At 58.7% G+C, this 24,429-nt stretch carries 27 protein-coding genes; 10 read left to right on the forward strand and 17 right to left on the reverse strand.

The annotated features are described in order from the left end of the window. The first annotated feature begins 59 nt into the window (after positions 1-59). Positions 60-371: a VOC family protein gene (locus RC85_RS04735; protein ID WP_202907961.1), complete on the forward strand. Its 312-nt coding sequence runs from the start codon at positions 60-62 to the stop codon at positions 369-371. Positions 372-389: 18 nt separating this feature from the next. Here the strand turns inward: RC85_RS04735 and RC85_RS04740 are convergent, their stop codons facing one another. Beyond that, positions 390-1,607, reverse strand: a complete 1,218-nt coding sequence (locus RC85_RS04740) for a hypothetical protein (RefSeq protein WP_068259179.1) — start codon at positions 1,605-1,607, stop codon at positions 390-392. 124 nt (positions 1,608-1,731) lie between these two features. On the opposite strand from RC85_RS04740, the gene RC85_RS04745 reads away from it, so the two are divergent. From RC85_RS04745 to RC85_RS04780, 8 genes are all read left to right on the forward strand, one after another. Beyond that, positions 1,732-2,241, forward strand: a complete 510-nt coding sequence (locus RC85_RS04745; RefSeq protein WP_068259181.1) for a hypothetical protein — start codon at positions 1,732-1,734, stop codon at positions 2,239-2,241. A 14-nt stretch (positions 2,242-2,255) separates the two neighbouring features. Beyond that, positions 2,256-2,612, forward strand: coding sequence for a hypothetical protein (locus tag RC85_RS04750; RefSeq protein WP_068259182.1), 357 nt, complete (start codon positions 2,256-2,258; stop codon positions 2,610-2,612). A 216-nt stretch (positions 2,613-2,828) separates the two neighbouring features. Continuing rightward, positions 2,829-3,155, forward strand: coding sequence for a hypothetical protein (locus RC85_RS04755; RefSeq protein WP_068259183.1), 327 nt, complete (start codon positions 2,829-2,831; stop codon positions 3,153-3,155). 239 nt (positions 3,156-3,394) lie between these two features. Further along, entirely contained in the window at positions 3,395-3,721 is a 327-nt protein-coding gene (locus tag RC85_RS04760) for an ArsR/SmtB family transcription factor (RefSeq protein ID WP_068259358.1), read from the forward strand. A 61-nt stretch (positions 3,722-3,782) separates the two neighbouring features. Continuing rightward, the gene (gene arsB, locus RC85_RS04765) at positions 3,783-5,036 is read left to right on the forward strand and encodes an ACR3 family arsenite efflux transporter (protein ID WP_420821370.1); all 1,254 of its coding nucleotides are present in this window, start codon (positions 3,783-3,785) and stop codon (positions 5,034-5,036) included. A gap of 11 nt (positions 5,037-5,047) precedes the next feature. Next, positions 5,048-5,422, forward strand: a complete 375-nt coding sequence (gene arsD / locus RC85_RS04770) for an arsenite efflux transporter metallochaperone ArsD (RefSeq protein WP_068259185.1) — start codon at positions 5,048-5,050, stop codon at positions 5,420-5,422. A 31-nt stretch (positions 5,423-5,453) separates the two neighbouring features. Then, positions 5,454-7,229, forward strand: coding sequence for an arsenical pump-driving ATPase (gene arsA, locus RC85_RS04775; RefSeq protein ID WP_068259188.1), 1,776 nt, complete (start codon positions 5,454-5,456; stop codon positions 7,227-7,229). Between the two features lie 31 nt (positions 7,230-7,260). Further along, complete coding sequence (locus RC85_RS04780) at positions 7,261-7,698, forward strand: arsenate reductase ArsC (RefSeq protein ID WP_068259190.1); 438 nt, start codon at positions 7,261-7,263, stop codon at positions 7,696-7,698. Between the two features lie 28 nt (positions 7,699-7,726). Here RC85_RS04780 and RC85_RS04785 read toward each other — a convergent pair whose 3' ends face one another. The 4 genes from RC85_RS04785 to RC85_RS04800 are packed head-to-tail and all read right to left on the reverse strand — an operon-like array spanning position 7,727 to position 13,202. After that, on the reverse strand, positions 7,727-8,518 hold the full coding sequence (locus RC85_RS04785; protein WP_068259193.1) for a hypothetical protein: 792 nt from the start codon (positions 8,516-8,518) through the stop codon (positions 7,727-7,729). After that, positions 8,518-12,444, reverse strand: coding sequence for a phage tail tape measure protein (locus tag RC85_RS04790; protein ID WP_068259198.1), 3,927 nt, complete (start codon positions 12,442-12,444; stop codon positions 8,518-8,520). Before RC85_RS04790 ends, RC85_RS04785 begins: the two co-directional genes overlap by 1 nt. Before the next feature lie 24 nt (positions 12,445-12,468). Continuing rightward, the gene (locus RC85_RS04795) at positions 12,469-12,681 is read right to left on the reverse strand and encodes a hypothetical protein (protein WP_068259201.1); all 213 of its coding nucleotides are present in this window, start codon (positions 12,679-12,681) and stop codon (positions 12,469-12,471) included. Between the two features lie 20 nt (positions 12,682-12,701). Then, the gene (locus tag RC85_RS04800) at positions 12,702-13,202 is read right to left on the reverse strand and encodes a hypothetical protein (RefSeq protein WP_068259208.1); all 501 of its coding nucleotides are present in this window, start codon (positions 13,200-13,202) and stop codon (positions 12,702-12,704) included. Positions 13,203-13,336: 134 nt separating this feature from the next. On the opposite strand from RC85_RS04800, the gene RC85_RS04805 reads away from it, so the two are divergent. Continuing rightward, positions 13,337-13,744, forward strand: coding sequence for a hypothetical protein (locus RC85_RS04805; RefSeq protein WP_157593878.1), 408 nt, complete (start codon positions 13,337-13,339; stop codon positions 13,742-13,744). 35 nt (positions 13,745-13,779) lie between these two features. On the opposite strand, the gene RC85_RS04810 is transcribed toward RC85_RS04805, so the two are convergent. The 12 genes from RC85_RS04810 to RC85_RS04865 form a co-directional block, all read right to left on the reverse strand. Then, a complete protein-coding gene (locus RC85_RS04810; RefSeq protein ID WP_068259213.1) occupies positions 13,780-14,190 on the reverse strand; it encodes a hypothetical protein in 411 nt (136 codons plus the stop codon). A 33-nt stretch (positions 14,191-14,223) separates the two neighbouring features. Continuing rightward, entirely contained in the window at positions 14,224-14,778 is a 555-nt protein-coding gene (locus RC85_RS04815) for a hypothetical protein (protein WP_068259215.1), read from the reverse strand. Further along, a complete protein-coding gene (locus RC85_RS04820; protein ID WP_068259218.1) occupies positions 14,778-15,230 on the reverse strand; it encodes a hypothetical protein in 453 nt (150 codons plus the stop codon). The genes RC85_RS04815 and RC85_RS04820 overlap by 1 nt, the downstream gene beginning before the upstream one ends. Then, positions 15,227-15,607 (reverse strand): hypothetical protein, encoded by a 381-nt coding sequence (locus tag RC85_RS04825; protein ID WP_068259221.1) that lies wholly within the window; start codon positions 15,605-15,607, stop codon positions 15,227-15,229. The genes RC85_RS04820 and RC85_RS04825 overlap by 4 nt, the downstream gene beginning before the upstream one ends. Beyond that, complete coding sequence (locus tag RC85_RS04830; protein ID WP_068259223.1) at positions 15,604-17,190, reverse strand: trypsin-like peptidase domain-containing protein; 1,587 nt, start codon at positions 17,188-17,190, stop codon at positions 15,604-15,606. The genes RC85_RS04825 and RC85_RS04830 overlap by 4 nt, the downstream gene beginning before the upstream one ends. A gap of 14 nt (positions 17,191-17,204) precedes the next feature. Continuing rightward, complete coding sequence (locus RC85_RS04835; protein ID WP_068259226.1) at positions 17,205-17,555, reverse strand: DUF2190 family protein; 351 nt, start codon at positions 17,553-17,555, stop codon at positions 17,205-17,207. A 9-nt stretch (positions 17,556-17,564) separates the two neighbouring features. Further along, positions 17,565-17,894, reverse strand: a complete 330-nt coding sequence (locus RC85_RS04840) for a DUF2190 family protein (RefSeq protein ID WP_068259229.1) — start codon at positions 17,892-17,894, stop codon at positions 17,565-17,567. Positions 17,895-17,950: 56 nt separating this feature from the next. After that, positions 17,951-19,987, reverse strand: coding sequence for a phage major capsid protein (locus tag RC85_RS04845; RefSeq protein WP_068259231.1), 2,037 nt, complete (start codon positions 19,985-19,987; stop codon positions 17,951-17,953). Continuing rightward, positions 19,953-21,308, reverse strand: coding sequence for a phage portal protein (locus RC85_RS04850; protein ID WP_068259234.1), 1,356 nt, complete (start codon positions 21,306-21,308; stop codon positions 19,953-19,955). The genes RC85_RS04845 and RC85_RS04850 overlap by 35 nt, the downstream gene beginning before the upstream one ends. Before the next feature lie 208 nt (positions 21,309-21,516). Next, positions 21,517-21,714, reverse strand: a complete 198-nt coding sequence (locus RC85_RS04855) for a hypothetical protein (RefSeq protein ID WP_068259240.1) — start codon at positions 21,712-21,714, stop codon at positions 21,517-21,519. A gap of 76 nt (positions 21,715-21,790) precedes the next feature. Then, on the reverse strand, positions 21,791-24,061 hold the full coding sequence (locus RC85_RS04860; protein ID WP_068259243.1) for a terminase gpA endonuclease subunit: 2,271 nt from the start codon (positions 24,059-24,061) through the stop codon (positions 21,791-21,793). Beyond that, on the reverse strand, positions 24,051-24,257 hold the full coding sequence (locus tag RC85_RS04865) for a hypothetical protein (RefSeq protein WP_068259246.1): 207 nt from the start codon (positions 24,255-24,257) through the stop codon (positions 24,051-24,053). The genes RC85_RS04860 and RC85_RS04865 overlap by 11 nt, the downstream gene beginning before the upstream one ends. Between the last annotated feature and the right edge of the window lie 172 nt (positions 24,258-24,429).

The raw sequence follows: 24,429 nt of genomic DNA on the forward strand, positions 1-24,429 counted from the left end.
AACCAAGATGATTGACTATGAAATCTCTGAGACCATTCGTTGGCTGCGCTGACTTCGCAGTGTCAAAATCTTTCTATTCGGCTATGGGCTTTGAGGAAGTTGTCATCTCACCGGACATGTCGTTGTTCCAGATACCAGGTGGGTTGGCTTTCTACTTGCAGGATGCTTACGTGAAAGATTGGGTCGACAACACGATGTTGTTCCTGGAAGTCGATGACTTGGACAAACATCACGCGGACACAATGGGTTTGAAGCTTCCTTCTCAATTCAAAGGTGTTCGCGTCAGCGGGATCCGGACAGAAGATTGGGGCCGCGAGTATTTCATTCACGATCCGTCCGGCGTACTTTGGCATGTCGGCACGTTTGTCTAGTGCCGAACGCAATCAGGGCTAGGCAGACACCGTGACTACTTCGCCGTCGTAGGAACCACTGCTCGATGGCGGGTCGCCTGCGTCTTCGCAGTCGCTGCCTTGCAATTCCCAACCGCACGACCAGATCCACGTCGACTCGCATGCATCGGATGAGCCTTCGCTGGTTGCACTTTCATCGTCGTCGTCTTGCGAATCGTCGTCATCTTGGGAGTCATCATCGTCGTCGTCAGATCCATCGTCGTTGGAATCGTCGTCGCTGCCGCCGCCTGATCCACCGCTGCCGCCGGAGCCACCACCGCCGCCCGACCCATCGCCACCAGATCCAACCCCAGACGTGTCTTCACTTCCACCTCCTGATTCTTCGCCAGAACCATCGCCGGAGTCTTCGACGCTCTCCTCTTCGGAACCATCGTCGCTGCCGGAGCCACTTCCGCCGCCACCGCCACCGGAATCTTCATCGTCTGATCCACCGCCGGAGTCGCCGGAGCCTTCGCTGCGGTCTGATCCAGAATCGCCGGATTCCTCACTGGCATCGGATCCCGAGTCGTCGCTCGTGTTGGATGATTCGTCGATGCCCGAATCATTATCGGAATCGGATTCGTCATCCGATTGCGACTCGTCATCTGATGCGGAATCATCGGACGTCGATGCATCCGAAACGGAGTCGTCGGATCCTGAATCGTCCGAGTTCGATCCGTCCGAAGTCGATTCATGCGACGATGGTGATCCGTCCCACACCGAGTAACTTGGATCGTCGACAGAGTCGCTTCCATCAACCGACGTGCTTTGGTCGGACGTGTCACTATCCGATCCGCTCTCCGATAGCGTTGAGCCAGAACCGGATTCGGACGGCGTCGATTCGCTCGATGGCGAACCGTCAGAGACCGAACTGTCGCTGACGTCGGATGACTGGTGACTCGATGACGACCATGAATCGTCAACTGTTGAATACGACGGGCTGCCCGATCCGCTGGGTGGTTCGGACGATGCGGAATCCGATGGTGTTGATTCGGAATCTGAGTCGGACTCTGAATCGCTTGATGGAGAACCGTCTGATACCGAACTGACGCTGCTGTCTGACGGACTGCCGGATGACGGTGATCCGCTGGAACTTGAATCGGTGACCGTTGAATAGGAATCGTCGGAAGTTGATGCCGACGACGTCGAGGGATCGCTGGCCGATGAATCGGAGATGCTCGATGATTGGGCGGACGAGTCGCTCGATGATGAATCCACGACCGAGGATGAACTCGGGCTTCCGGACGAGGATGGGTTGCTGGATGAACTGCTGCTCGACGAGTCCGTGACGGTTGAGTAGGAACTGGAACTTGGCGTTGCGGACGAGGATGAATCGGACGGCGTGCTGCTGGATGAGCCCGAGACGCTCGAAGATTTGCTGGATGACGAATCCGAAACGCTTGATGAATTGCTCGACGATGAGTCGCTGACCGAGGATGAACTCGGTGACGATGACTGGCTGCTAGAAGACGACGAGGGCGAGGTAGACGAACTGCTCGACGAAGGGGTGGACGACGAGCTTGGGTGCGAGCTGCTCGATGGTGAAGAGGAGCTGGGCGACGATGAACTTGAGCTTGGTGATGACGAGGAACTCGATGGCGTGCTGCTGGAACTGGATGACGAGAGGCTCGAGCTGGAACTGCTGATCGACGAGATGCTCGATGAACTGCTGCTCGGTGATGAGCTACTGCTACTTGATGACGGGCTGCTCGAGGACGAGGAAGATGGACTGCTCGACGATGGTGACGACGAGCTTGACGAGGACGAGACGCTCGATGACGAACTTTCCGAAGAAGACGACGAGCTGGATGAACTGCTTCCGTCGCAGCAACGACATCCGATCGTCACATAGCTGCCGGTGTCCTCGTGGAAGTGGCAGATGATCTGTTGCGACGCGAGCAACGCGTAGTCGCAGACGTTGTAGACCGAGACTCGTACGCCGATCGGTCGCCAACGTCCTCCATCGAAACGCAACTCACGGGCGGTGCCCCAGGACTTGGCTTTGAGTCGCTTGGTCGGTTTGCAAAGGAGCGTTTGCTTGGGCGGGTCGATGACCCAAGAGCGATGACCATCAAAGTTGACGACGAGGTATTGGTCTTCGCCGCTGCCTTCGATCGGACCGCGGATTCGCTGGGCCGAATGGTTGCGAGCGGTGATTCGGACCACGTCGCCGGTGGGATCATCAACGGGTTTGATCTCGCCGTCTTTGTTCAACTCGAATAGGTCGCAGTCCGCTGATCCGGTTCGCATCCCGCGTCGGGCTGCAATTCCGCCGGCCGGGACTTTGACGAGGTAAACCGGATCAGAAGGCCGGCCGACTCGAACGACCGCCCACTGTCGGCCAGTGTTTGACGGATCTTTCCGCCACAGGATCTGGGCCGATCCGTCGGGTTTCGACTGCAACGTGTCGCCGCCGGACTCGGCGACGTCGGCGAAACGATGCCATGTTTTGGTAACATCGACTTGGGCTGCGACGACTCCGTCAAAGACAACTCGGCCGACTTCGCCATCGCGGATTGGTTCAATCGCGACGCCGACTCGGCCGGTATGTTCGTCTTCGGTCGGGCGAACTGTTTTGATCGTCGCGTCGCGGACGAAGCGGGCCAGTTCAACCGGACCGGCTTCGGGATCCGTGATCGGCGAATCAAATCCGGCGATGCCGCCAATCGGGACAACCGCGCCCGACGTGTTGTGAACGCGAACGGTCGATGCGTTTCGCAGGTGCGTTCGCGGACCGCCACCGCCGGGCAGACGGTTGCGGTGTGACGCCTCGGCCGCCGCCAACAGTCGGTTGTATTCAACCGCGGTGATGTTGAGACTGTCGCCGGGTCGAACACGTCTTGCCAACTTGAAATTGTCCTGGTCGTGAAATCGGTGACGCTAGACGGGCAGACGATGAGCAAAACGATCCGAAATGCCTGGCCGGATTGCTTCTTCGAGAAAATGTCGGCCGCACTGACGAATCGTCTCTATCGTCGATCGGCGATAGCCGATACATTAAGGGTATGGCAAAGAAGAAAACCAACACGAAGTGCGACTCCACCCCGGTGAAGCTGAAAGCTGATCCGACGGCGGAGCCGTTTGCTCGGCTCGCTTGGGCGATTGCCCATCCGGCTCGTGTTCAGATCGTACGGTTGTTGATTGGTCGCGAAGCCTGCGTTTGCGGCGAAATCGTCGATCAGTTGCCGTTGGCTCAATCGACCGTTTCTCAGCACTTGAAGATTCTGAAAGAGTCGGGACTGATCCAAGGCGAAGTGGACGGGCCGAAGGTTTGCTACTGCATCAACCCCGAATGCCTCCAGCAACTCAAGGACTTCGTTGCCGGATTGTGACAGCGTGTTTTTTTTGCGGACAGTCATCGTTTAGCGGCGATGGACGATATTGAGACAGTAAATGGACGATAAAACAATGAACCAACCCGATACCTGCCCGACTGACGAAAAGGGCATTGGCTTTTTTGAACGCTACCTGACCGTTTGGGTCGGGCTGTGCATCGTTGCGGGAATTTTGCTCGGCAAGATCGCACCGGGTGTTGCCAAGTCGCTCGACGGCATGGCGATTCACGTCAACGACGCTCCGGTGATTTCGATCCCGATCGCGATTTGCCTGTTCTTCATGATGTACCCGATCATGGTCAAGATTGACTTCGGCGAAGTGGTGAAGGCGGGCAAGTCGATCAAGCCTGTCGGGTTGACGCTATTTCTGAACTGGGCGATCAAGCCGTTCACGATGTACGCGATCGCGAGCTTCTTCTTGGGCACGTTGTTTCTGGGATTCATCGGTCCCGATGCGGTCGATTATGTGAAAGCACCGCTGGGAAGCAATCTCGAAGTCGGAGCGACTTACGGCGCGGGCGAAGTGGTGCTGATCGACGGCGTGAAGATGCTGCAAGTTCCGCTTTGGCGAAGCTACTTGGCGGGCTGCATCTTGCTCGGCATCGCTCCCTGCACGGCAATGGTTTTGGTGTGGGGTTTTCTGGCGAAGGGCAACGACGGCCACACGTTGGTGATGGTCGCGATCAACTCGCTGACCATGCTGGTGTTGTACGGCGTGCTTGGGGGGTTCCTGCTTGGCGTCGGCCAGCTTCCTGTTCCTTGGCAAGCGTTGCTGTTGTCGATCGGCGTCTACGTCGCGCTGCCGTTGGTGGCTGGCTACGCCTCGCGCAAATGGCTGATCGCGACCAAGGGGGAAGACTGGTTTCGTGACAAGTTTTTGCATTTCTTGACGCCGATCACGATTACGGCGTTGTTGGCAACGCTGGTGCTGCTGTTTTCGTTCAAGGGTGAAACCATTGTCGAAAACCCGCTGACGATTCTCTGGATCGCGATTCCGTTGACGATTCAGACGCTGGTGATCTTCGCACTTGGTTACGGCATCAGCAAAGCGATGGGGTTCACTTACGAATCCGCTGCACCGACCGCCATGATCGGTGCGTCGAACCATTTTGAAGTCGCAATCGCGACGGCCACGATGTTGTACGGATTGTCGTCCGGTGCGGCACTGGCAACCGTCGTTGGCGTTTTGATCGAAGTGCCTTTGATGTTGGGCTTGGTCAAATTCTGCGTGCGAACGAAGGGTTGGTTTCCGGCAGAGGCCGTCGAAACAGAGACGTTGGACAGATCAAATTTAGAAGCTCACTCACCTTAGGAGAGAACGAAATGTCAAAAGTTCAAATCTACGACAAAGCCATGTGCTGCTCGACCGGAGTTTGCGGGCCGCAAGTCGATCCCGTGTTGCCAACGTTCGCCGCTGATCTCGATTGGCTCAAACAGCAAGGCCATGACGTTGCTCGTTTCAACTTGGCTCAAGACCCGACCAAGTTCGCAAACAACGCGACCGTGCAAAAGATGCTCACCGATGAAGGTGTCGAGTGCTTACCGCTGGTCATCGTTGACGACCGAGTGGTTAGCCGAAGCGAATACCCATCGCGTGAAAACTTAGCGATGTGGACCGGCACCGCGTTGAAGCCCAATGCATCGTTGCCGATGGCCGACGACTCGGGTTGCTGTAGCGGCGATACGGGTTGCTGCTAGTTCTTCCGTCATTCAAACAAGGAGAGTCGCAATGCAATTTCTTAACCGGCCAACTCGCAATCTGTTCTTTACAGGCAAGGGCGGTGTCGGCAAAACGTCGATGGCTTGTGCGAGTGCCGTTCAACTGGCCGATCGCGGTTTGCGAGTGTTACTCGTATCGACCGACCCGGCATCGAACCTCGATGAAGTGCTTGGAACGTCGCTGGCAAGCGAACCGACGCCGATTGAATCGGTGCCGAATCTGTTTGCGATGAATCTTGATCCCGAAGCCGCGGCGGCAGAATACCGTGAACGGATGGTCGGGCCTTATCGCGGCGTGTTGCCTGACGCTGCGGTCGCGAGCATGGAAGAACAGTTCTCCGGTTCTTGCACGTTGGAAATTGCGGCGTTCGATGAGTTCGCAAAATTGCTAGGCGACAAAGAGGCCACGTCGCAGTTCGATCACGTTGTTTTCGACACCGCACCAACCGGGCACACGTTGCGTTTGTTGACGTTGCCGTCGGCTTGGTCGGGATACATTGAGAACAACACAACCGGCACGTCTTGCCTCGGTCCGCTCGCTGGCTTGCAGGCTCAGACGCTGATCTACCAACAAACCGTCGAAGCGTTGGCCGACGGCGATCGCACGACGTTGGTTCTAGTCACGCGACCCGAACCATCGGCGTTTCGCGAAGCCGCTCGGACGAGCAGTGAGTTGCAAGAGCTAGGCGTTCGCAATCAGCATTTGATTGTCAACGGCGTCTTTACGAGTCAAACGCCGAGCGATGAGATTGCCACGGCGATGCAGCGTCGAGGTGACGAGGCCATCGCGTCGATGCCGGATGCGATCGCGGGGCTGGATCGTTCCTCGGTACCGTTAGCGTCTACCGGATTGATGGGCGTTGATGCGCTTCGTCGCGTCGGGCAGTCGTCAGTAGTGTCTTTCGACGATGCGGCCCAGGCTCCTGTGATCGACCAGCATCCAGAAGGTCTCGGTTCGCTGATTGATGAACTGTCCGCCGTTGGTCATGGCGTGATCTTGGCGATGGGCAAAGGTGGCGTCGGAAAAACGACGGTCGCTGCTTCCGTCGCGGTGGCGTTGGCGGAGCGTGGTTTTGACGTTCACCTATCAACCACCGACCCGGCGGCTCATGTTTCCGCGACCATCGCAGCCGATGAACTCGCGGGTTTGACCGTCGGACGAATCGACCCGGCGAAAGAGACCGCCGACTACACCGCCGAAGTGATGCAAACGGCGGGGAAAGATTTAGACGCGTCTGGCAAAGCGCTACTCGAAGAAGACTTGCGTTCGCCATGCACCGAAGAAATCGCCGTGTTCCGCGCGTTTGCCAAAGCGGTCTCGGAGGGCGAAAACCGTTTCGTTGTTCTCGACACCGCGCCGACGGGACACACGATTCTGTTGCTCGATTCGGCATTGGCGTACCACCGCGAAGTGACTCGCCAAGCGAGCCAGATGCCCGAGTCGGTCGAAAAGTTGTTGCCGCGATTGCGAGACCCGAACTTTACGCGAGTGTTGGTGGTGACGTTGCCCGAGGCGACTCCGGTTCACGAAGCGGCACGATTGCAACAAGACCTTCGGCGTGCAGAAATCGAGCCGTTCGCGTGGGTCATCAACCAGAGTCTCGTGCCGTTGTCTGTGACCGATCCGACTTTGCGGAAACGTCAGCATCACGAGTTCCCGTTCATCGAAGAAGTTAGATCAACGCTGGCGACTCGCGTGGCGCTGGTTCCTTGGCAAAGCGAACCGCCAACCGGACTCGCAGGATTACGTCGCATCGTCGCGACGGATTCGTCGCTCATTCAATAACAATCTGCAATTCACCAAAAAGCCAAAACCAATGACGAAAAAGAATGTTCTGTTTCTCTGCACCGGAAACTCCTGCCGCAGCCAAATGGCCGAAGGGTGGGCGAGACATTTTCACAGTGACACGATCGAAGCCTACTCGGCAGGCATCGAGGCACACGGCATGAACCCCAACGCGATGCAGGTGATGAAGGAGGCCGGTGTAGACATTTCGGGCCAGTCATCGAAACTGGCAAGCACACTCGCCGACGTTCCACTCGATCTGGTCATCACCGTATGCGGTCACGCCGACGAAAACTGCCCAGCCTTTCTGACGAAAGCCAAGCTCGTTCACATCGGCTTCGACGACCCGCCAAAGCTCGCCAAGGAGGCGTCGAGCGAAGAAGCAGCCTTGGATTGTTACCGTCGCGTGCGGGACGAAATTCGTGACTTCGTGGAAGGCAAGTTGCCTGACTTGATGGCTGGTGTGTAGTTGGAACCACGGAAGCCCGACTAAGGGCCTACGAAAGTCCTAACGCTGCGAAATTGCCATCGGGATAGACTTGTTCGACGTAGGCCGCCGCTGGCGTTTGCAGCACGCGATCGCCGACGACCTCTTCGTCATGTTTCACCCACAAGTAATCCCAACCGCGTTTGCTGACGCTGCCGATGTTGCCAAGCTGCAATGCCGGTTGGTTGGGGCGAGCGGCGAAGTGGTAGGTGATGTCGACCCAGTTGTTGTCGTCCTCGCCTCCTTCGCCACCGAGGAACAACGCTTCGCCGGGACCGAAGATCGACCATGCCATCGAATTGGTGCGGCCGGTCATGGAGACGACCGCCAACAAATACGATGTCGAAACGAACTCGAACTTCTTGCGGACCGAGAACTCGAACGCCGGAACCGTGACATCGACACCGGAGACACCTGAATCACTTACACCGATCGCGCCGCGGTAGTCGGGTGCGATCTTGCCGGGCGCGGCGTAGATGCCTCGCGTTAGCAAGCTTTGGTTGATGTGCGTGGTCGCTCCGGTGGTGTTGAACGAGACCGGATCGAGTTTGGTTTCGGTGAGCGTGACGCTGACCAACGCGTGCTTGGCGTTGATGAATTCCGCATCGACTTGCAGGAACGGGATCAGGTCAGGGAAGTTGTCTTCGTAGTACGAGCGGGCGGCACTCGCGGCGGCCGGTGGACTGACGTTTCCACCGTTGGTCGCGACGTAGGCGGTAAAGTCAGAGTTCGTTTTGCCACGCGACGCTTTCTCCGACAAAGCCGCGACGTCGAAGTTGTAGCCTCCGTATGAAAAGCTCATCAGCTGAACACCAACCCGCCGCCGGTGGATCGTTCGGCGAGCTTGCGAGTGTTGTTGGCGGTCTCGACGATCGCTCGTTGAACGTCTTCGCTGAGCCCAAGGCCGGAACGTTCACCGGACTCGCTGAGGTTTCCACTTCCGCCGGCGAGTAGTTCGTTGGACTTCATCAAGTATTGACCGATGGCGACGAGGCGATCGTTGATTTGCCGCAGTCCTGAATCAGCGATGGCTTCAGCATTAGGTTCTTGCTGGGCAATCGCGTCGTCGGGTTGGTCGTCGATGACCAGCTTCGGTGCGAGGATGACTTCAGGTTCATCGTCGAGCGGTTCAGGTTTCAGCTTTTCAGCCGGAGCATCGAGACCGATCGGTTCGAGCTTGCGGGCACCGCTGCCGATGTTCAGACCACGCGAATCGAACTTGCCCGTGACGGATTCGCTGGATTGTTCGCCAACATCGGTGCCTGCAAAATTGTCGATCGAGGCTTTGGCGTCGCGGTCGAGTTCCAACGCGACAGAATCGTCATCGAGTTCTGCGGGCGGCAGTTTGAGTTTTCCATCGTTGCCGGCTTGATCCGTGATCGCGGCCGCCTTGGCTTCCATCGCCGCGATGCCGGCCTTGAGTTTTTCGAGACGCTCATCGCCGGCGGAATCTTCGCCCGTGATGCCCGCGTCGGCTTGCGCGGCTTCGAGTGACGCTCTGGCTTCGGCGATCGCTGCGGCCAGGTCATCCGAGATTTGTGGCGATTTGGTTTCGGTGTCTGTTGTTTGCTCGTCGCCTTCTGGTTTCAGTGCGTTGGCTTTGTCTACGGCGGCTTGGAAGTCTGCTTCGGCTTCGGCGACCTTGGTTTGACGATCGGCTTCCGCGAGCGATCGTTCGGCTCGTTTCGCGGCAGCGTCGGCTTTCGCTTGACGTCGCATTTCGTCGAGCGTGTCGCGGACGCCGGCGGTGAACTCCTCGGTGTCGGCGGTCCGTTGTCCGTTGGCTTTCGCGTTGGAGTCGAACTGGCGATCGCGTTCGGCGTCCACCGCTGCGTTTTGTTGATCGGTCTCTGCGTCGATCGCGGCGAAGTCGGCGTCGAGGTCTTGGCCTTCGCGGGACTTCTTTCGCTGGTCGAGTTGGCGTTGCAGGTCTTCCTGCATCACCTTGCGGTTGGCTTCGATCTCCGACTTGCGTTTGCGGCGTTTGTCCGCTCGGCCGGCGATCGCGGTTTGGCGTTTGCGTTGTTCTTCCGCGTTGTTGGCGTTCGTTTCGTTGTCGATCTTTCGCACTTCGGCCTCGACGTTGATGTCGTCGTCGAAGAGCGATTTCAACTTCACCCATGCCTTGCGCAGGAACCCGACTGTGCTGTTCCACATCTTGCGGACTTCGCCGACGAACACCGCCCAGGAGTCGGCGAGGTAGTCGATCGTTTCCACCCACGCTCCTTCGACACCGGCCAGAGCGTTGACCAGCACACCGCCGATCTGGATCGCGACGTCGCCGGCGATGTCGACCAGTTCGTGAAGTTTGAGGAAACCTTTTTTCAGGAACCCGACTGTGTTGTTCCAACCTTTCTGCACGGCGGAAGTGAGGATCGTCCAACCGTCGGCGAGGTAGGCAACCGTGCTGTTCCAGATCGCTCGCAAGCCGCCGAAACCTTGCATGAGTTGGTCGGCGAGTTTGTAGACTGCGTCGCCCCAGGCGTCGGAGAGGTAAGCGGTGAAGCGTGACCACATGCCGGACAGCCAGGTCGTGCCTTTGGTCCATTGCAGTTTGATGTAGGACCACAGCACATCGACGGCCGCGTTGATGTCGCCTGCTCGCAGAGCGTTGGCGATTGCACCGAAGGCGGCCATGGTGTCGGCCTTCAGATTTTGGAACGCTCCTTTGAGGAAGTCGATTGAGCTGCCGATCGCACCCGACGTGTAGAGGAAGTAGGCACCGAGAGCGACAACGCCCGCGACGACCAGACCCAATGGCGAGAACAACAACGCCATCGCACCGGCCGCAGCACTGATCGCTCCGGTCAGCAATCCAAACGCTCCAGACAAGCCGGCGGTGACTGCGGCGTACACGCCAGCAAGTGCGATGTTGATCTTCTTGACCGCGGCCAAACCGATGAAGACCGCTTTGATGCCTGCACCGACCGTTTTCAACACGGCCCAAGTTGCCGCGAGCGTTTTCGATGCGACCGACAGGCCGAGCGTAATGCCCTTGAGTGCGATCATTGCGGCACCGACGCCGGTGGCAGCGACTTTCATCGCGGCGAAACCCGCCACCGCGGTCAGGATCGCGGTTCGGTTTTCGCTCGCCCACGCCAGTGTGCTGCGAAGCAAGCTGCCGACGGCCGATAACAAACCGCCGGCAAAACCATCGAGGCTTGATGACAATTGATCCCACGCATCGGCGAGTGCCGCGACGCCTTGTTTCCATAAGCCACGCAGATAGGCCCACATGACTTTGGCCGCACCGGTGATGTCACCCGAAGCGAGTGACGCAGCGATGGCTTTGAACGCGGCTTGCGAATCGACCGCGATCTGAGCAAACGCGGTTTTGAAGAACGCGGAGACTCGCGATAGCAGGCCCGATGTCTTGGCGAGGTAGAGACCCAGCCCCGCGACGCCGGCGACCACCAGACCGATCGGCGAAAGCAAAGCTGCGACCGCTGCGCCTGCCATACCCACGACGCTACCGATTGCGGAGAAGATGCCAAGTAAACCGCCAACCGCCACGGACGCTGCCGCCGCGGCCGATCCGATTGTCAGCAGAGCGGCACCAGCGGCGATCACTCCGGCCGCGACCATTGCGGCAACTTGGACCACTCGTTTGTTTTCTCCGATCCAGTCGGTGATGGATGACGCGGCGAGCGATACGTTTTCGGTCAGTCGCTGGATTGGCTTTTCGAGGGCTTCTCCGATCGCGATGCGGACCGCTTCAAAGGAGCTGGCGAGAACTCGGAACGCTCCGCCGAGACCTGATTCCATTTTGTCAGCGGTCTTCTTGGCGATGCCGCCGGCACCTTCCAATTCACCGAGTAGCTCGCGAGTGTCCGTGACCGTTTTGCCGATCGCGGACGCGGCTGTGATCCCGAGCATCCCGAAGACTTCGTTGAACTTGGCGGCACGGTCGGACGAACCGAGGTCTTTGGTGGCTTCGGCGACTTCGCCCAGTACATCGACCAACGGTCGAGCGTTGCCGGCTGCGTCTTTGGTCGCGACGCCGAACACCTTTTGAAACTTCTCGGATTCGGCGGCCGACAGGGTCAGCAATCGTTTCAGTGCGTTACCGGCGGATGAGCCTTGGATGCCGACGTTACCGAGCGTCCCCAGGATCGCGAGCGTTTCTTCCAGGCTCATGTTCGCATCGGCCGCGACGGGACCGGCGTACTTCAGTGCTTCACCGAGTGACTCGACGCTGTTGAAACTCTTGTTGGCGGCGGCCGTCAGTGCGTCGGCGACTCGCGGGGCTTGGCCGGCCTCCATGTTGAATTGGCGGATCGCAGCGGCGAAGATGCCCGACGCGAGCGTGGCATCGGTGCCGGTCGCTCGAGCGAGGTTCATCACGCTGCCGGTCATGTCTTCGATTTGCCGTGGATCAAAACCGGCTCGCCCAAGTTCGGTCATTAGGTTGGCAACTTCGACGGCGGAGAAACTGGTGGTCGCTCCGAGTTGTTTCGCTTTGGCGTTGAGTCGATCGAATGCGGCGCCCGTGGCTCCGGTGATCGCACCGACTTGGCGGATGGCGTCGTCGTATTCCGCGAACTTGCGGATGCCATCGCCCAGCGGTGCGGCCATTGCGATACCCAGCCCGGTCAGCTTTGCACCCATCATCGAGGTCGATGACGCGAACGATGAAAGTTGTTTCTGTGCCGATCGCAAACCCTTCACCAACGCAGAGTTCTTCAGCGTCAGTTCGACGAACGCGGCTCCGGCACGGACTTGAGACATGGGGAAGCGATTGGCCTTTAGCGGTTAGCGACTAGCTTTGGTGAACTTGGCACCCAGAAGCGATGCGACTTGTTCAACGCTTGCCTTTGCAGGAGCGGGCCGCGTTGTGACGCACGGGTTAAAATCGTCGGGCTTGAATGGTTTGCGGCGGCGTTTGCGATCGCGATTGACTTCGGCGGTGATCCATACAAGCGTGCTGGCGAGTTGCCAATCGTGTTTGCGTTTGGCGTCGATCATCCAGACCATTTGCCGCAGCGTTAACGGTCCGGGGTCGACGCCGAGGATGCCGGCGAGGTGACAGATTTCGCGTTCAAGCCGGGCACCTCCAGATTCGCTTCGAGCTGAGCGACCATGTTGTCCGCCAGGGTCGGATCGTCCAGCTTGCGATGCAGCATCTCCATCCCGCGTGCCGTCACCTCGCGTTGATGCGTCACCGCTTTGCTCAGCAGACGGCGTTGGTCCTCCGGGAGGAAGTCCAACAACGCTTCGACCAGTGCGTTGCGAGCTTCGGTCAAACAGTCGCCCGACAGACCGGACTCGAAGACTTCCTGGTCGACGGTGTCTTTATCCGCTTGTGGTTTGCAGACCGCGAACAGGACTTCGCCGAGCAACAGGAAGTCCTGCGTCATCTGCGGGATCAGGTCTCCGTCGACGGCATCGAGCAAGCGAACGCCGGTGAGCGTTTTCACGCGGCGAAGCGTGGTGTTGTCGATGTCGACGATCCAAACGCGACCGTGCCGGTCAACGAACTTTTGCATGGGATTCCATTCCGTGGTTTGGAGAGACGATTTCAGATAAACTAAACGTTGAAGAGGCGAGTCTCGATTCCATCGCAGCTCGTCACACAGATTCCACTAATTCGGCGGGAAAAATGAGCTGGGACGTCTTCATCATGAAAGCCGATGCTAAATCCGTTTCGGACCTGCCAAATGACTACAAGCCACATGCATTGGGCGATGCTGCTCAGTTGAGAGTGGAGCTTTCATCGTTTTTTGGTAATGCAATAGATTGGTCCGACCCTGCATGGGGAACTCTCAACGGCCAAGCATTTTCTTACGAATTCAATTTCAGCGAGTCCGGCATCGTCGATAGTTTCACGCTCCACGTACGCGGGGGCGGTGATGCAGTTTCTCCGATAGTTGCGATGTGCAAGCATTTTGACTGGAAAGCAGTTGATGCTTCCGAAGGCGAATTCATCGACCTAGAAGATCCATCAACCGATGGCTGGGATGGGTTTCAAGAGTTTCGTGACCGTGCCATCGGCCAAGCGGACGATGCGGACGGTAAGTCCTCCTCATGATTTGCGTTCAGCACTTTAAGTCAATCAGTCCACCATCACGTTCCACCACCAACGTTCATTCCGCTGCCGGACGATGACTGAGTCGGCTTGAGTGTCACATCAGCCGAGACGACTTCTTCGAGATTTTGGTTGACGTTGAAGTTCATGACTTCGCATGTGAGCGTGAGTGCTCCGCCGGCGTCGGTGATGCCGACATCGGTGGGTGAGCCGCTGGACCAGAGTCCTTGCAGCATGCCGAACGCGGTGTCGCCGGACTTGTTGAGCACGGTGAATTCGATCGACGCGTCTTTGAGCGTGCCGACGGTGGCTCGCCAACCGTTGTTGTCGCGGGTTGATGCATCGGCCTCCGCCTTTTCGAGCGTGACGGTCAGGTCTTTGACGTTCTTGATCTCGGCACCGTCGATCGTCAGGACGGCGTCGAGACCGAGTTTTACTTCAGCGGACATTGAGGTTTGGTTCCATCCGTGGATCGGAAAAAGTTACTTGACGGAGTCCCGCCAGAATTTGGGGAGTTGGGCGCGGTGGGTGTCGAGGGCGGGCTTCATGAACGGACGCTTGGGATAGCGTCCGGGTTTGGTTGCTCCGCGACGTTGGTTCTCTTCGTCGATCAGCCGGCGGGCGCGGTTGGCTTGGGCGGCGGTTCGCAGTTCGATCCGGGCGAACTTGCCGGGGCGAATCGCTCGAATCGGACCGTGTTGGCCGACTCGAAAACGATGGCGTTTGAGTCGCCGGCGTTTCTTCGCCTTGCCGCCGAACTCGTGGAGGTGCCACAGTTGGCCGGAGATTTCGTTGACCGGGCCGATGACGACGCCGGGGGCGCGACGGTCGACTTCGTAGCGGAACGAACGACGTAGTCGGCCAGTGGGTGAACTCGGTGGACTGCCGGGCCGCGAGGGGTTCTTGCGTTTGCGGATCGAGCGATACGCGGTTTTGCGGATCGCTCCGCCGGCGTGACCGAGCGAATTGAACGACGCCTTGTCGACCTTCTTCTTGACGCGGTTGGCATTGAAGCGAACTCGCGTCCGGATGTGCATCACTTGGCGAGTTCAAACGTCAAAGAAAGCAGGCTGGTGAATTGATTGAACTGCGTCCAATGTTCGGTGGAATACAGAACGGCGTTCTCGACCTTGATGCAGCGGGCGGCGACGTAGGAATTGAGTCGCTTCAAACGGAAGTAGTCGGCGATCTCTTCGACGAAGAACACCAGCGGGTCAATCTCTTTGGCGTCGCCTTTGTTGAACTTCTTTTGCACGGCAACGTCGATGGTGGCGTGATACTTGTTGGTGGCTCGGTCGAGCGGCAGGTATTCGACTTCGCGGGGCACGACGGAGACTCGCAGTTCCTTCATATCTTCGAGGTCGAAGTCGGGAACGTACAAGCGAGCCGCGTTGATGTTCTTTTTGGACAGGTCGGCGGCGTTGATTTCGGCCACGACGCTGTCGGCGATTTGGATGACGGTGGCGGGGGTGGCGGCGGTGGCAGTCATGTGATGGTGTCGACCAGTTTGGTGTGGATGCGGAGTTTGACTCGGAACGGATCGCTGTATCGCCACGGCGGTTCGTTGCCGATCGACATCAGTTCGTAGACGAAGGTGGTGTCGCCATCGGTTTCGAGGATGCGATCGCCACGGCGGGGCCAGGTGCCGATGGGCGACGAGAGCAGATCTTTGGTGTTGATCAGGAAGTCGCGGACTTGGGCGCGGGTGATGACGCCTTCGCCATCGTCTTGCTCGTATTCGGACTTGCCGATCGTGGCTGGCAAGTCGACGGAGACTTCATCGCGTTGGTAGGTGACCATCCGCGAGGCGAACCGGGTCAGCTTGGCGGCGAGCCAAGACTGACCTTTGTGAAGCATGTCGCTCATTTGGCGGCGGTGCGTTTGCGGGTTCGCGTCGCGGCCGGCTTTGCTCGTGGCTTTGGTGCCGGCGGCTCGGGTTCCGTTTCGTCATCGACGTTCGCCAAGTTGACGGCCAGGTCGTTGACGATGCGTTTGACCTTTGCCTTGGCGAACTTACCGATGAAGTAGAGGACGAAGAACGCGATGAGCGACCAGGTGACGATGTCTCGCATCGACGGGAACGGCCAAAGTTCTCGCAAGCGTTCGCCGGGACGACGGAGCAAGTGGTTTTCGAGTTCGCCTTGTTCGCGGTTGCGTGGCAGGCTCGGGAACAGCCCACTACCGCCACGGTCTTGTCCGTATTGTTGGGGTTGTTGTTGACGGCGATCGGGAAGCGGGCATTGGCCGTTGGGGCAGTTGCCGGACGTGGTCAGGTAACAGCCGCAGTTTTGGCAACAGCTTCCTTGGTATGCGAGTGCCGGTGGACTGGATTGTGGGCCTTCGGTGACGGAGTCTTGGTACAGCAACATGATGTCGCGGTCGGAACCGGTCGCGGGGATGCCCGACGGCAAGCGTTGAGCCCGAATGGATTCGACGTCGCGTTCAATTGCGAACGGGTCTGAGTACTTCAAAATGACTTCGTCGGATTCGCCTTGGTTCTCTTCACCGTCGGCGACTTCGGGTTTCGCATCCGGTTTCGCTTCCGACGAAGGTTCAACCTTGGTTCCAAGCGGCACGGCGTCCGGCGGCGGAACGAGCAACACCGAGGAAGTCGTTTGCTTGCCACTGAGTCCTGCCCAGACTTCTTGATGCGTCATCGCGATGCCGTAACCGTGCGTTTCACCTCGGCCGTCGAGACCGTGACCGCCCGAGTCGGTGCTTCGCCATGCAATCAATCCGATGATTTGGGCTTCGCCTCCATTAACGTCGAAGATCGCCGAACCCGAACGGCCGCCCGCTGGCATTGGGACGAAGTGAATCGTGTCGCCACCGTTGGCTTGCCGGCGTAGTGCGAAACCTTCAAAGGCGGTGGGCCATCGTCCGCTGGGGCAACCGACGCTGAAGATGTTCTGGTAGTTGAACGAGTCTTGCGAATCGGCGAGCGGGATGACCGGCGGGCGGTAATTGCCAAGCGCCCGACGATCGACGCGGACGACGGCAATGTCGCGGTAGGCTCGTGGGATGTACGCGACCGCGACGGTTTCGGCTTCGATGGGCCGCGACTGGTGACCTTCTTTCCAAAACTCGACTTGGACGCGGTTGCCCAAGCCGGTGCCGGCGACGTGGGCGTTGGTTAAAACGTAGAGGTGTTCTTCGCTTTCTCGGAATAGCGTGCCGCTGCCCATCGAGTTGCCGTTGCGGATTCGCACGGTGGCTTCGCGGCAGGTGTCATGCAAGTCACCGGCGGATGCGACGGTGCCGAACATGCTCAGCGCGACCGCGAGCAGGATGGCTTTGGTGGATCGGATCGAATCGCCGATGATCCAGGCGGCGATGAGGATGGTTGCCAAGAGCTTGACCTCGAAGGGCAGCAAGAGAACGAGAACGACACCGCCGGCTGCCGCCCAGAAGCGTCGCGATTCAAAGAGGGTTTTGAGTTTGTCTTCCATGACGGCGACACTTCCTATTGCTTGAGACGAACGAGAACTCGCAACGTGCTCGGCGGCGCGTCTTCGACGGCGATGCCGATCATCGAATGCTCGTAAGCGTTCTTGATGACGTGGTGACTGATCTTGGACCAGTAAAGAATTGTGCCGGCCGGGATGTTGGTCGTCGGATCTTTGACGAGGTTGAACACGCCGGCGACGGTGATGCTGCCGCGTGATTTGGGACAGATGCCGTACTTGGCGACGCCGACCAACTTGCCCAGCACGACAACATTGCCGGCTGGGATTTCAGCTTCGGTAACAATCGGGATCGCCACGCCCTCGTGGACGAACGTCGCCCCGATGGGTGCGATGATGGGATTGCTCACGGCGGTTCATCACTGGCTCAAACGAACGCGGATGACGTTGTCGGTCGGTTCGGCATCGTCGACGACTTTGCCGAGGAACACCGAGCCGTCGGGGACTTCGGTGACGATGCCGTCATCGGTCGCGTAGACCTTTTGACCGGCGGTGTAGGTTTCGGCGTCGGCGGGGTCTTTGGGAAAGTCAAAGACGCCTTCGACAGCGATGGAACCGAGCGTGTCGGCTTTGAGGTCGCGTTTGGTGACGCCGACCAAGTCACCTTGAATGACGAGCGATCCGACGGGCACGTCAACGTCGGGTGTGAAGTCAACTTGTTTGCCGTCGTGAATGTATTGAGCTTGCATGATGGGAGGCTTGAGACCTGAGGAGTGAGGCTTGAGGAAGATGAGTCAGCCCGCGATCACTCGCCGGCGACTTTCACGGCGGCGCGGTGGTCTTGCGAGTTCACACCGAAGTCGATGTAGGATCGGAAGCCCATTCCGAGCGTGTTCGGCGGCATTTCGACTCGTTCGATGATCGGCGTGCGTCGACCGTTGAGGAACACGATCTCGAACGCGGGCAGCACGTTCGGGTTGGCGAACAGATACCAAGCAGCGGCACTTGCGCCGGGGTAGTAGCTGTCCGACAGGTGCGGCGTGCTGATGATGCGGTACTTGTTGCGGTGGGGGTTATCGACCGGGATCTTGGTGGGCGATCCTTGCGCGTCGATCATCAACTGCGACGAACCCATCAACAGTTCGGCTTCGGTTTCCAACTCAACCGGCACCACCAAGTACTCGGGCCGAATGTTGATCGGCTTTTGGTCCTTGGGTTTGCCGCCGGGACCAGCTTTCTGTTTGCGGAAGGTGGTCTTGGCGACGGTGAGTGCGTCGGGACCGAACTTGGTGTCGGCACCTTGCAGCAAATTGGCGTTCGACGAGGAGAAGAAGCCAGCGTTCTTCAGCAACAGAGTGAAGAACAGATCGTCGATGGACTCGGCACCGGAACGACCCATCTGACGCGGGATGTCCATGAACGCGGACAGGTCGTCGTTGATGATATCGTGACGAGTCAGAGTGAGGATCTGACCGTAAGTGTCGGCCTTGTTGCTGTATTTCTGTTCCGACAGTTTTCCGTGTTTCAATTCGCCGTCGGGAGCGACTTGTTCAAAGCCGCCGGTTCCGAGCAAGCGATAACGGGCCACTTCCTTGAAGTCCGTGACCGTGCCGACGCTGCACAGATCGAATGCGGCGATTGGCGTGTTTTGGTAGGCCGCCAAGAGCGTCTTGTTCATGACGTTTTCCATGATGCTCGGCAGGCTCATGGAACTGAAACCGGCACGGATCGTTGCCGTTCCGTCACCGAAGACTCGCGGCACGTCGATGCCTTCGCTGCGGGCACACTCGGCGACGAGTTCTCGCAGACCGATGTGCCGGAACGGGTCGGCGGCGTTGAGTGTTTTCTCGCCGTAGCTGGCCAGAAGAACCTTTTCGTCGATGCCGACCGACAGACACGCGGCGGCTTCGAGGACGACGCGATCGTGACGCGGTTGGTTTTGAGTTTGCTCGGGAGCCCTGGGGCGTTCGCTTCGCAGCACGGCGAGTTCCGTTTTGGTGATGGACCAGCCTTGCTCGATCGCGTCGGCTTCGATGTCGGGATGGTTTTCGGCACACAGCTTGCGAATGCCGGCGATGCGACGAGATTCGGCCGCGGCTTGAGCACGCATTTCCTCAACCGGCGACTTCTCGGCGGGTTTCGTTTCGGTCTTGGGTCTCGTGCTCATGTTCAAACTTGCGTTGACGGGTTCGAGGTCGTCGGTGGTTTCGGTTTCGTCTGGCTCATCACCTGGGTCTTCAACGTCGGCGTAGCTGCCGGCGGCCACGCGAGCTTCGGTGTTGTCGTCGGCACCGAGGGCGACGAATGAGACTTCGCCAAGCGTTGATTTGCGGGCGATGTAGACCGGGCCTTTTTGTTCGCGGCCGTTGGCTTGAGCGGTCTTGCCTTCGGGGATGAAGACGACCTTGTCGGCACTGGCACCGAGCGATGCTTGCCAAGGGAATCCGTTCTCGCTGGTGGCGATGACTTCTTGAGCGGTTGTGCCAACGCCACTGATGACGCCGGCGACAACGAGCGACTTATCGTTGATCGTGATGTCGTCGGTGTGGCCGACGATGCTGCCGCGATCATGGTCTTTGAGGATCGGCCGTGACTTGCGCGTCACTCGCATACCGGCGAGGTCGACGACGACAGGGTAAGGCCAACCACCCAAACGCATCGCGCCGCCGGTGTAGGCGGTCATGCTGAACTTGCGAAGCGCTGGTTTGTCTTCGCCTTCGACCGGTTCATTGGCTGCGGCCAGTTGAATCGTCGCGGCGTCATCGCAAACGATGCGAAGGCTGCTCGGGACCGATTCGGCTTCGGCTTCAATTGGGTTGTTGGCTTTGAGACTCTTCGGCATGGTCTTCCGTGACCTCGGTTTCGGGGGATGAATCAGATTCGTCGGACTCGATCGTCAGACCGAGGTCACGCATCAGTGCGAGTTCTTTCGCACGCTGTTTAAGTTCCGTCTCCCAGTCACGCCCCTGCCGCGCGAATTCGATGGCCAGAGTTGTCGTATGACTGGCGAGACGGATCTTTTGGGCGTTGGCTTCTTTGGCCGGGTCCACGTGCTCGTGGCCATCCCAAAACCATTGATGCTCGAACGTTGAATCGAGCGTGCGAAGCGAGTTGGGCAGATAGCCCTCGATGAGAATGGCTTCGCGGAGCCAAGCGGTCAGAATTCGATCCAAGACAACGCGAGCAAGCTGAGTCTGCTCAACGCGGATCGACTTGAAGTAGGTTTGGTGATCTAAACGGCCGCTGGCATAGTTGTATCCCGACGAATTGCCAGCGGCGACATTGAAGGGCATGTTCAAACAACGAGCGATCTCGTTGAGGATTTCTTTCTTGAACTCGGCGTACGTTGTCGCCGGTTGCTCCGACTTCATCTGAGCCATCTTCCAACCACCGGGCATGGTGAGCAGCATTCGCTTCTCAAGTTCGATGGGCTCGAACGGTTCGGCGGAGTCGGCTTCGCCGTTGGCTGGCGCGTCCGTGTAAAGGATGCCGGCGAACTCGGCGGCGGTTTCGGCCGCGGCGAGCACTGCGAGGGTGAAGCGGCGGAGTTGTGCAAACAGTGGTAGCGCCGGCGTGATGTCCGGGATGCCTCGAATCTGTCCGGGCCGATCGCAGCGGAAGTAGTGCAGCACCGCGGCGGCAGGAACCGTGTTGTATTCTTCCTCGTACGCGAAGAAGTCATCGCCGGGATGATGACGAAGGATGTCATAGCTGGTCGGGTTGCCGTCGGCGTCGAAGCGAATGCCGTCGATGTAGCGTGCGGAGTCGTTCGCAAGGGTTGGCGATGCGACTTGGTCGGCTTCGATCAATCGCAGATCGAGGTTGACTGGCGTGTTCAGTCGTTCGTTGCTGGTCAGCAGTCCAAACGATTCACCATCAGCGACACGAGCCAACCGCATCGTTCGCAGCTTTTCAGCCAAACCGATCGCTTCGCACCAAGCGAAGAACTCTGCTTCGACGAAACGATTCGCAGCGTCATCCGCAGTCAGCATTTGCAACCGCGGACCGGTTCCGACCACGTCGTTCGCCAGCGTCAGCGTGATCCCGCGAGCGTAACTGTTGTTGGCAACTTCGTATCGCGAACGGTTGCGAAGCGTGCGACGAACTTCGGGGCTGTTCGCGGACGAGGCCGAAAGCCCGTCGGCCCGCGACCAATGCTTCATGTTGTCGAGGGTCGTGTTCGCCGCGTCGTACTTCGCTCGCAGTCGTGAGAAAAAGGGCTGCCGGGGCGAGCGTCCAGAGGCGTTCGGAGGAAAATGACTCCGCCCGCGCAATTGCTCGATGATCCCTGACAAACGTTTCAGCATCCGTGCTGTTCCTGTTGCCGTCCCCGGCAGCCCTGTGGTCGTGGTGTTGAGTTAAAAGAAAAGATCAGCCAGCCGACGGCGGCACGATCTTGTTGAAGCGAAGTCCGCGATGCGGCTTGGCAACGGCCTTCTTGCCGGCGAGGTGTTTGTCGGCCGCGATTTGATCGGTCAGCTTGTGCTGCTCAACGCTGCCAGCATCACCGGATGCCTTCGCCGGCCCTGCCGCGTTTTCGCGAATTTCGTCTTCAAGGTCGTTTGGCATGGCACTCTCCGAAAAGCGTTTCCCCTTCCGGTACTATCTATGCCGGCCGATCAGCGCACGGTCCAATTTTGTTTTCTCAGTTGTTTTTCCGTCGGCGTTGCATGTCTTTGAAACTGACGCGTTCTCGCTTCGGTGCCGACGGAAGATCGGTCCCGAACAACAACGCTCCCTGCATGGAAGCCGCGACCGAACAACCGACCAAACAATCCAGCCAGTGGTTATCGGGCTGCTCCGGCCTGGCTTTCCATTCGTCCACCGTGCGACCGCGTCCCTCGGTTCGGATGTAGTACTCGGCTGTGACCTGCTCGGCGAACATGCGATGTTGTTCAACGCGATCGCCAAAGATGGAAAGGCATCCGCGATCGCCCATCGCGACAGCGAGCCTTGCGTGCGTGAACGACTTCCACCAGTTGGTGTCGTAGATGATGTGGCGGATCGCTCGTTTGCCATTGATCGAAGGCACTCGCCAGTTCAAGCCGACGCGATCGCCTGGCCGGCGCTTGTATTCGCTGAACGGGTTGGATGACGCGCCGACGAAGCGCCCGTGTGACGGAAGTAGGATCGAGGCGTGGGGACTCTGCCGGCAGAACTGATAGACGACGTTGGTGGAGTGGCCCCAGTTCGCGTCGATCAAGCACCGACCAATCTTCATGGCCGCGCCGTCGTCGCGTTGCCATTCGCGGCCGAGCAAATCCGTGGTGAGCGAATCGAGGCCGGCGTAGATGCTGCCTTCGAGCCCGGTGCCATCGGTGGCATTCGCCAGTGTGTGGCGGGCGTCGCGGAGGGTGAAGTGCGATCGTTGTTGATCGGGATAAGTTCCGTAATCGACGATGTATCCGGTGAAGTCGTCTTCCCACGCAGCGACGACGTAGAACAAGAGCTTGCCTTGAACGTCGATGAATGACGTGAGATGGTTCGCGGCAATCGGTAGCCGGTGGCGGGGCATGTTGTTGATCTTGCCGGCGACCTGTTCCTGCGTCAGTTGATCGGCGTCGACAGTTTCGGCCGGCAACGGTTCGTTTTGATATTCAGCGAAGAACGCGGCCTCGTCCTGGAGTTTCAGGTTCATCGCATGTTGAATGGCCGATAGCTCGTCATGGTTGAACCGTTCCTTCCACGCCACGTCGGCACCATGGTCCATCGCCAATTTGTTTTCACGGTAGAACTCGGTGCCGGCCGCACCACCATCGCCGGCTCGCAAACCCTCGCTGCGGATCTCGGCGTAGCGTTCCCAGAGCGTTTCGTTGGTCGGGAACGAATTGACCATCCGCGTTCGTTCGCCGTTCCATTCTGGGTGTTGATCGCGATCGAGGATGCTATCGGCCATGTCGCCAGGGCGAATGACGGTGCATGGCATGATTCCCGAAATTTTCTTGCCTGGGCCGGCGAGTCCGAGCACCGCGCCGGCGAGGATGGCTTCGCGGTTCGCACATTGCGAAAGTGACCTCGCGGATTCGTCCGTTTGCGGGTCGTCGAGAACGACTAGCGACGGCCGAACCGTCTTGCCGTCGGGGCGTTTGAACTTCATGCCGCGGATGCGTCCGGTCAGGCCGGCGACCTTGATGATCGCGCCGCTCGCTTCGCTGCCTGCGATCGTCGGCAACACAACTTCTTTGGCCGTCCAACCAATTTGTGTTCGCTTGCCCTGGTAGAGCTGGCCGTTCGCTCGGTTGGCGATTCCGTCCAACGCTTGGATTGGAAAACAAACCTCGGGATAGTCGGCCAGCAACAACTCGTTGGCGTCGAGTTCGGTTTTGATCGAATCGAGCATGTCGCACGCATGCCCTTCGTCGCTTCCGATCAAACAGACGAAGTCGCGATAGCCGTTTAGCACCGCCCAGATGCACGCAACTTCCGCCAGTGAACTCTTGCCGGACCCACGAGCCATCGCAAGCGAAAACAGCCCGCCGCGAACGACGGCCTCTTCGATTTTACGGATGACCTTCAAATGATCCGGTGACCACGAAAGGTGAAACGTCAGTTTGAAGTACGCTTCGCAAAAGAATTGAAAACTGCCGGCGGCCTTCGCCTTGCGTTCCGTGTCTTCCACCGGCGGCAGGTCACCGATGTCGCGGCCGGCCAAAGCGACGGCGGCGTTTCTTGCTCGAGCCTTCTCTTTGACCTTTACATACGGATCCTCATCGGCCGGCGGCTTCGGGGCGTGACGTTTTTCGATCAGCCATGCGGTGAACTTCAGCAAGTCCACATGCGTGCCGTCTCCGATGCGAATGCCTGCTTCGGTTCGGTAGCGATAGAGTTGGCGTTCATTGATGACCGTCCCTAGCGGCGTGCTGTTGAGCGTTCGGCAGCACGCGCTCGGTTTCATCTTTTGGATATCAATCGCCATGGTGTTTCTCCTGCAGTAGCCATGCGGCGTAGTGGGCCAAGTTGATCGTGCCGTCCCCGTTGGTAGGTGCGCCGGCGGCTAAGTCAGCCGCGATGTGCTCGGCCGGCACTTGCTGCCGATAGGAATTCGTCAGCAATTTGGCGAGTTGTTCAACCGTCAACCGATTCGGATTGACGCTGTTGTTTTTGTCTTCCATGGCTGGCTCCTTGGGTGGGTTGGCGACTCGGGCAACACGCCGGCGACTGTCGCGAAAAGTGGGAAAGCCGGCATGGTTCGCCGCATGTTTCGCCCGGCGAAACAAGGGCAAACGTGGCCGCGTGTGGGCGTCAAAAGAAAGCTGCGAATTACTGAAACATTACTGCCGAGCT

Origin of the sequence: Rubripirellula obstinata (assembly GCF_001642955.1) — a bacterium.
GTDB classification, from domain to species: domain Bacteria; phylum Planctomycetota; class Planctomycetia; order Pirellulales; family Pirellulaceae; genus Rubripirellula; species Rubripirellula obstinata.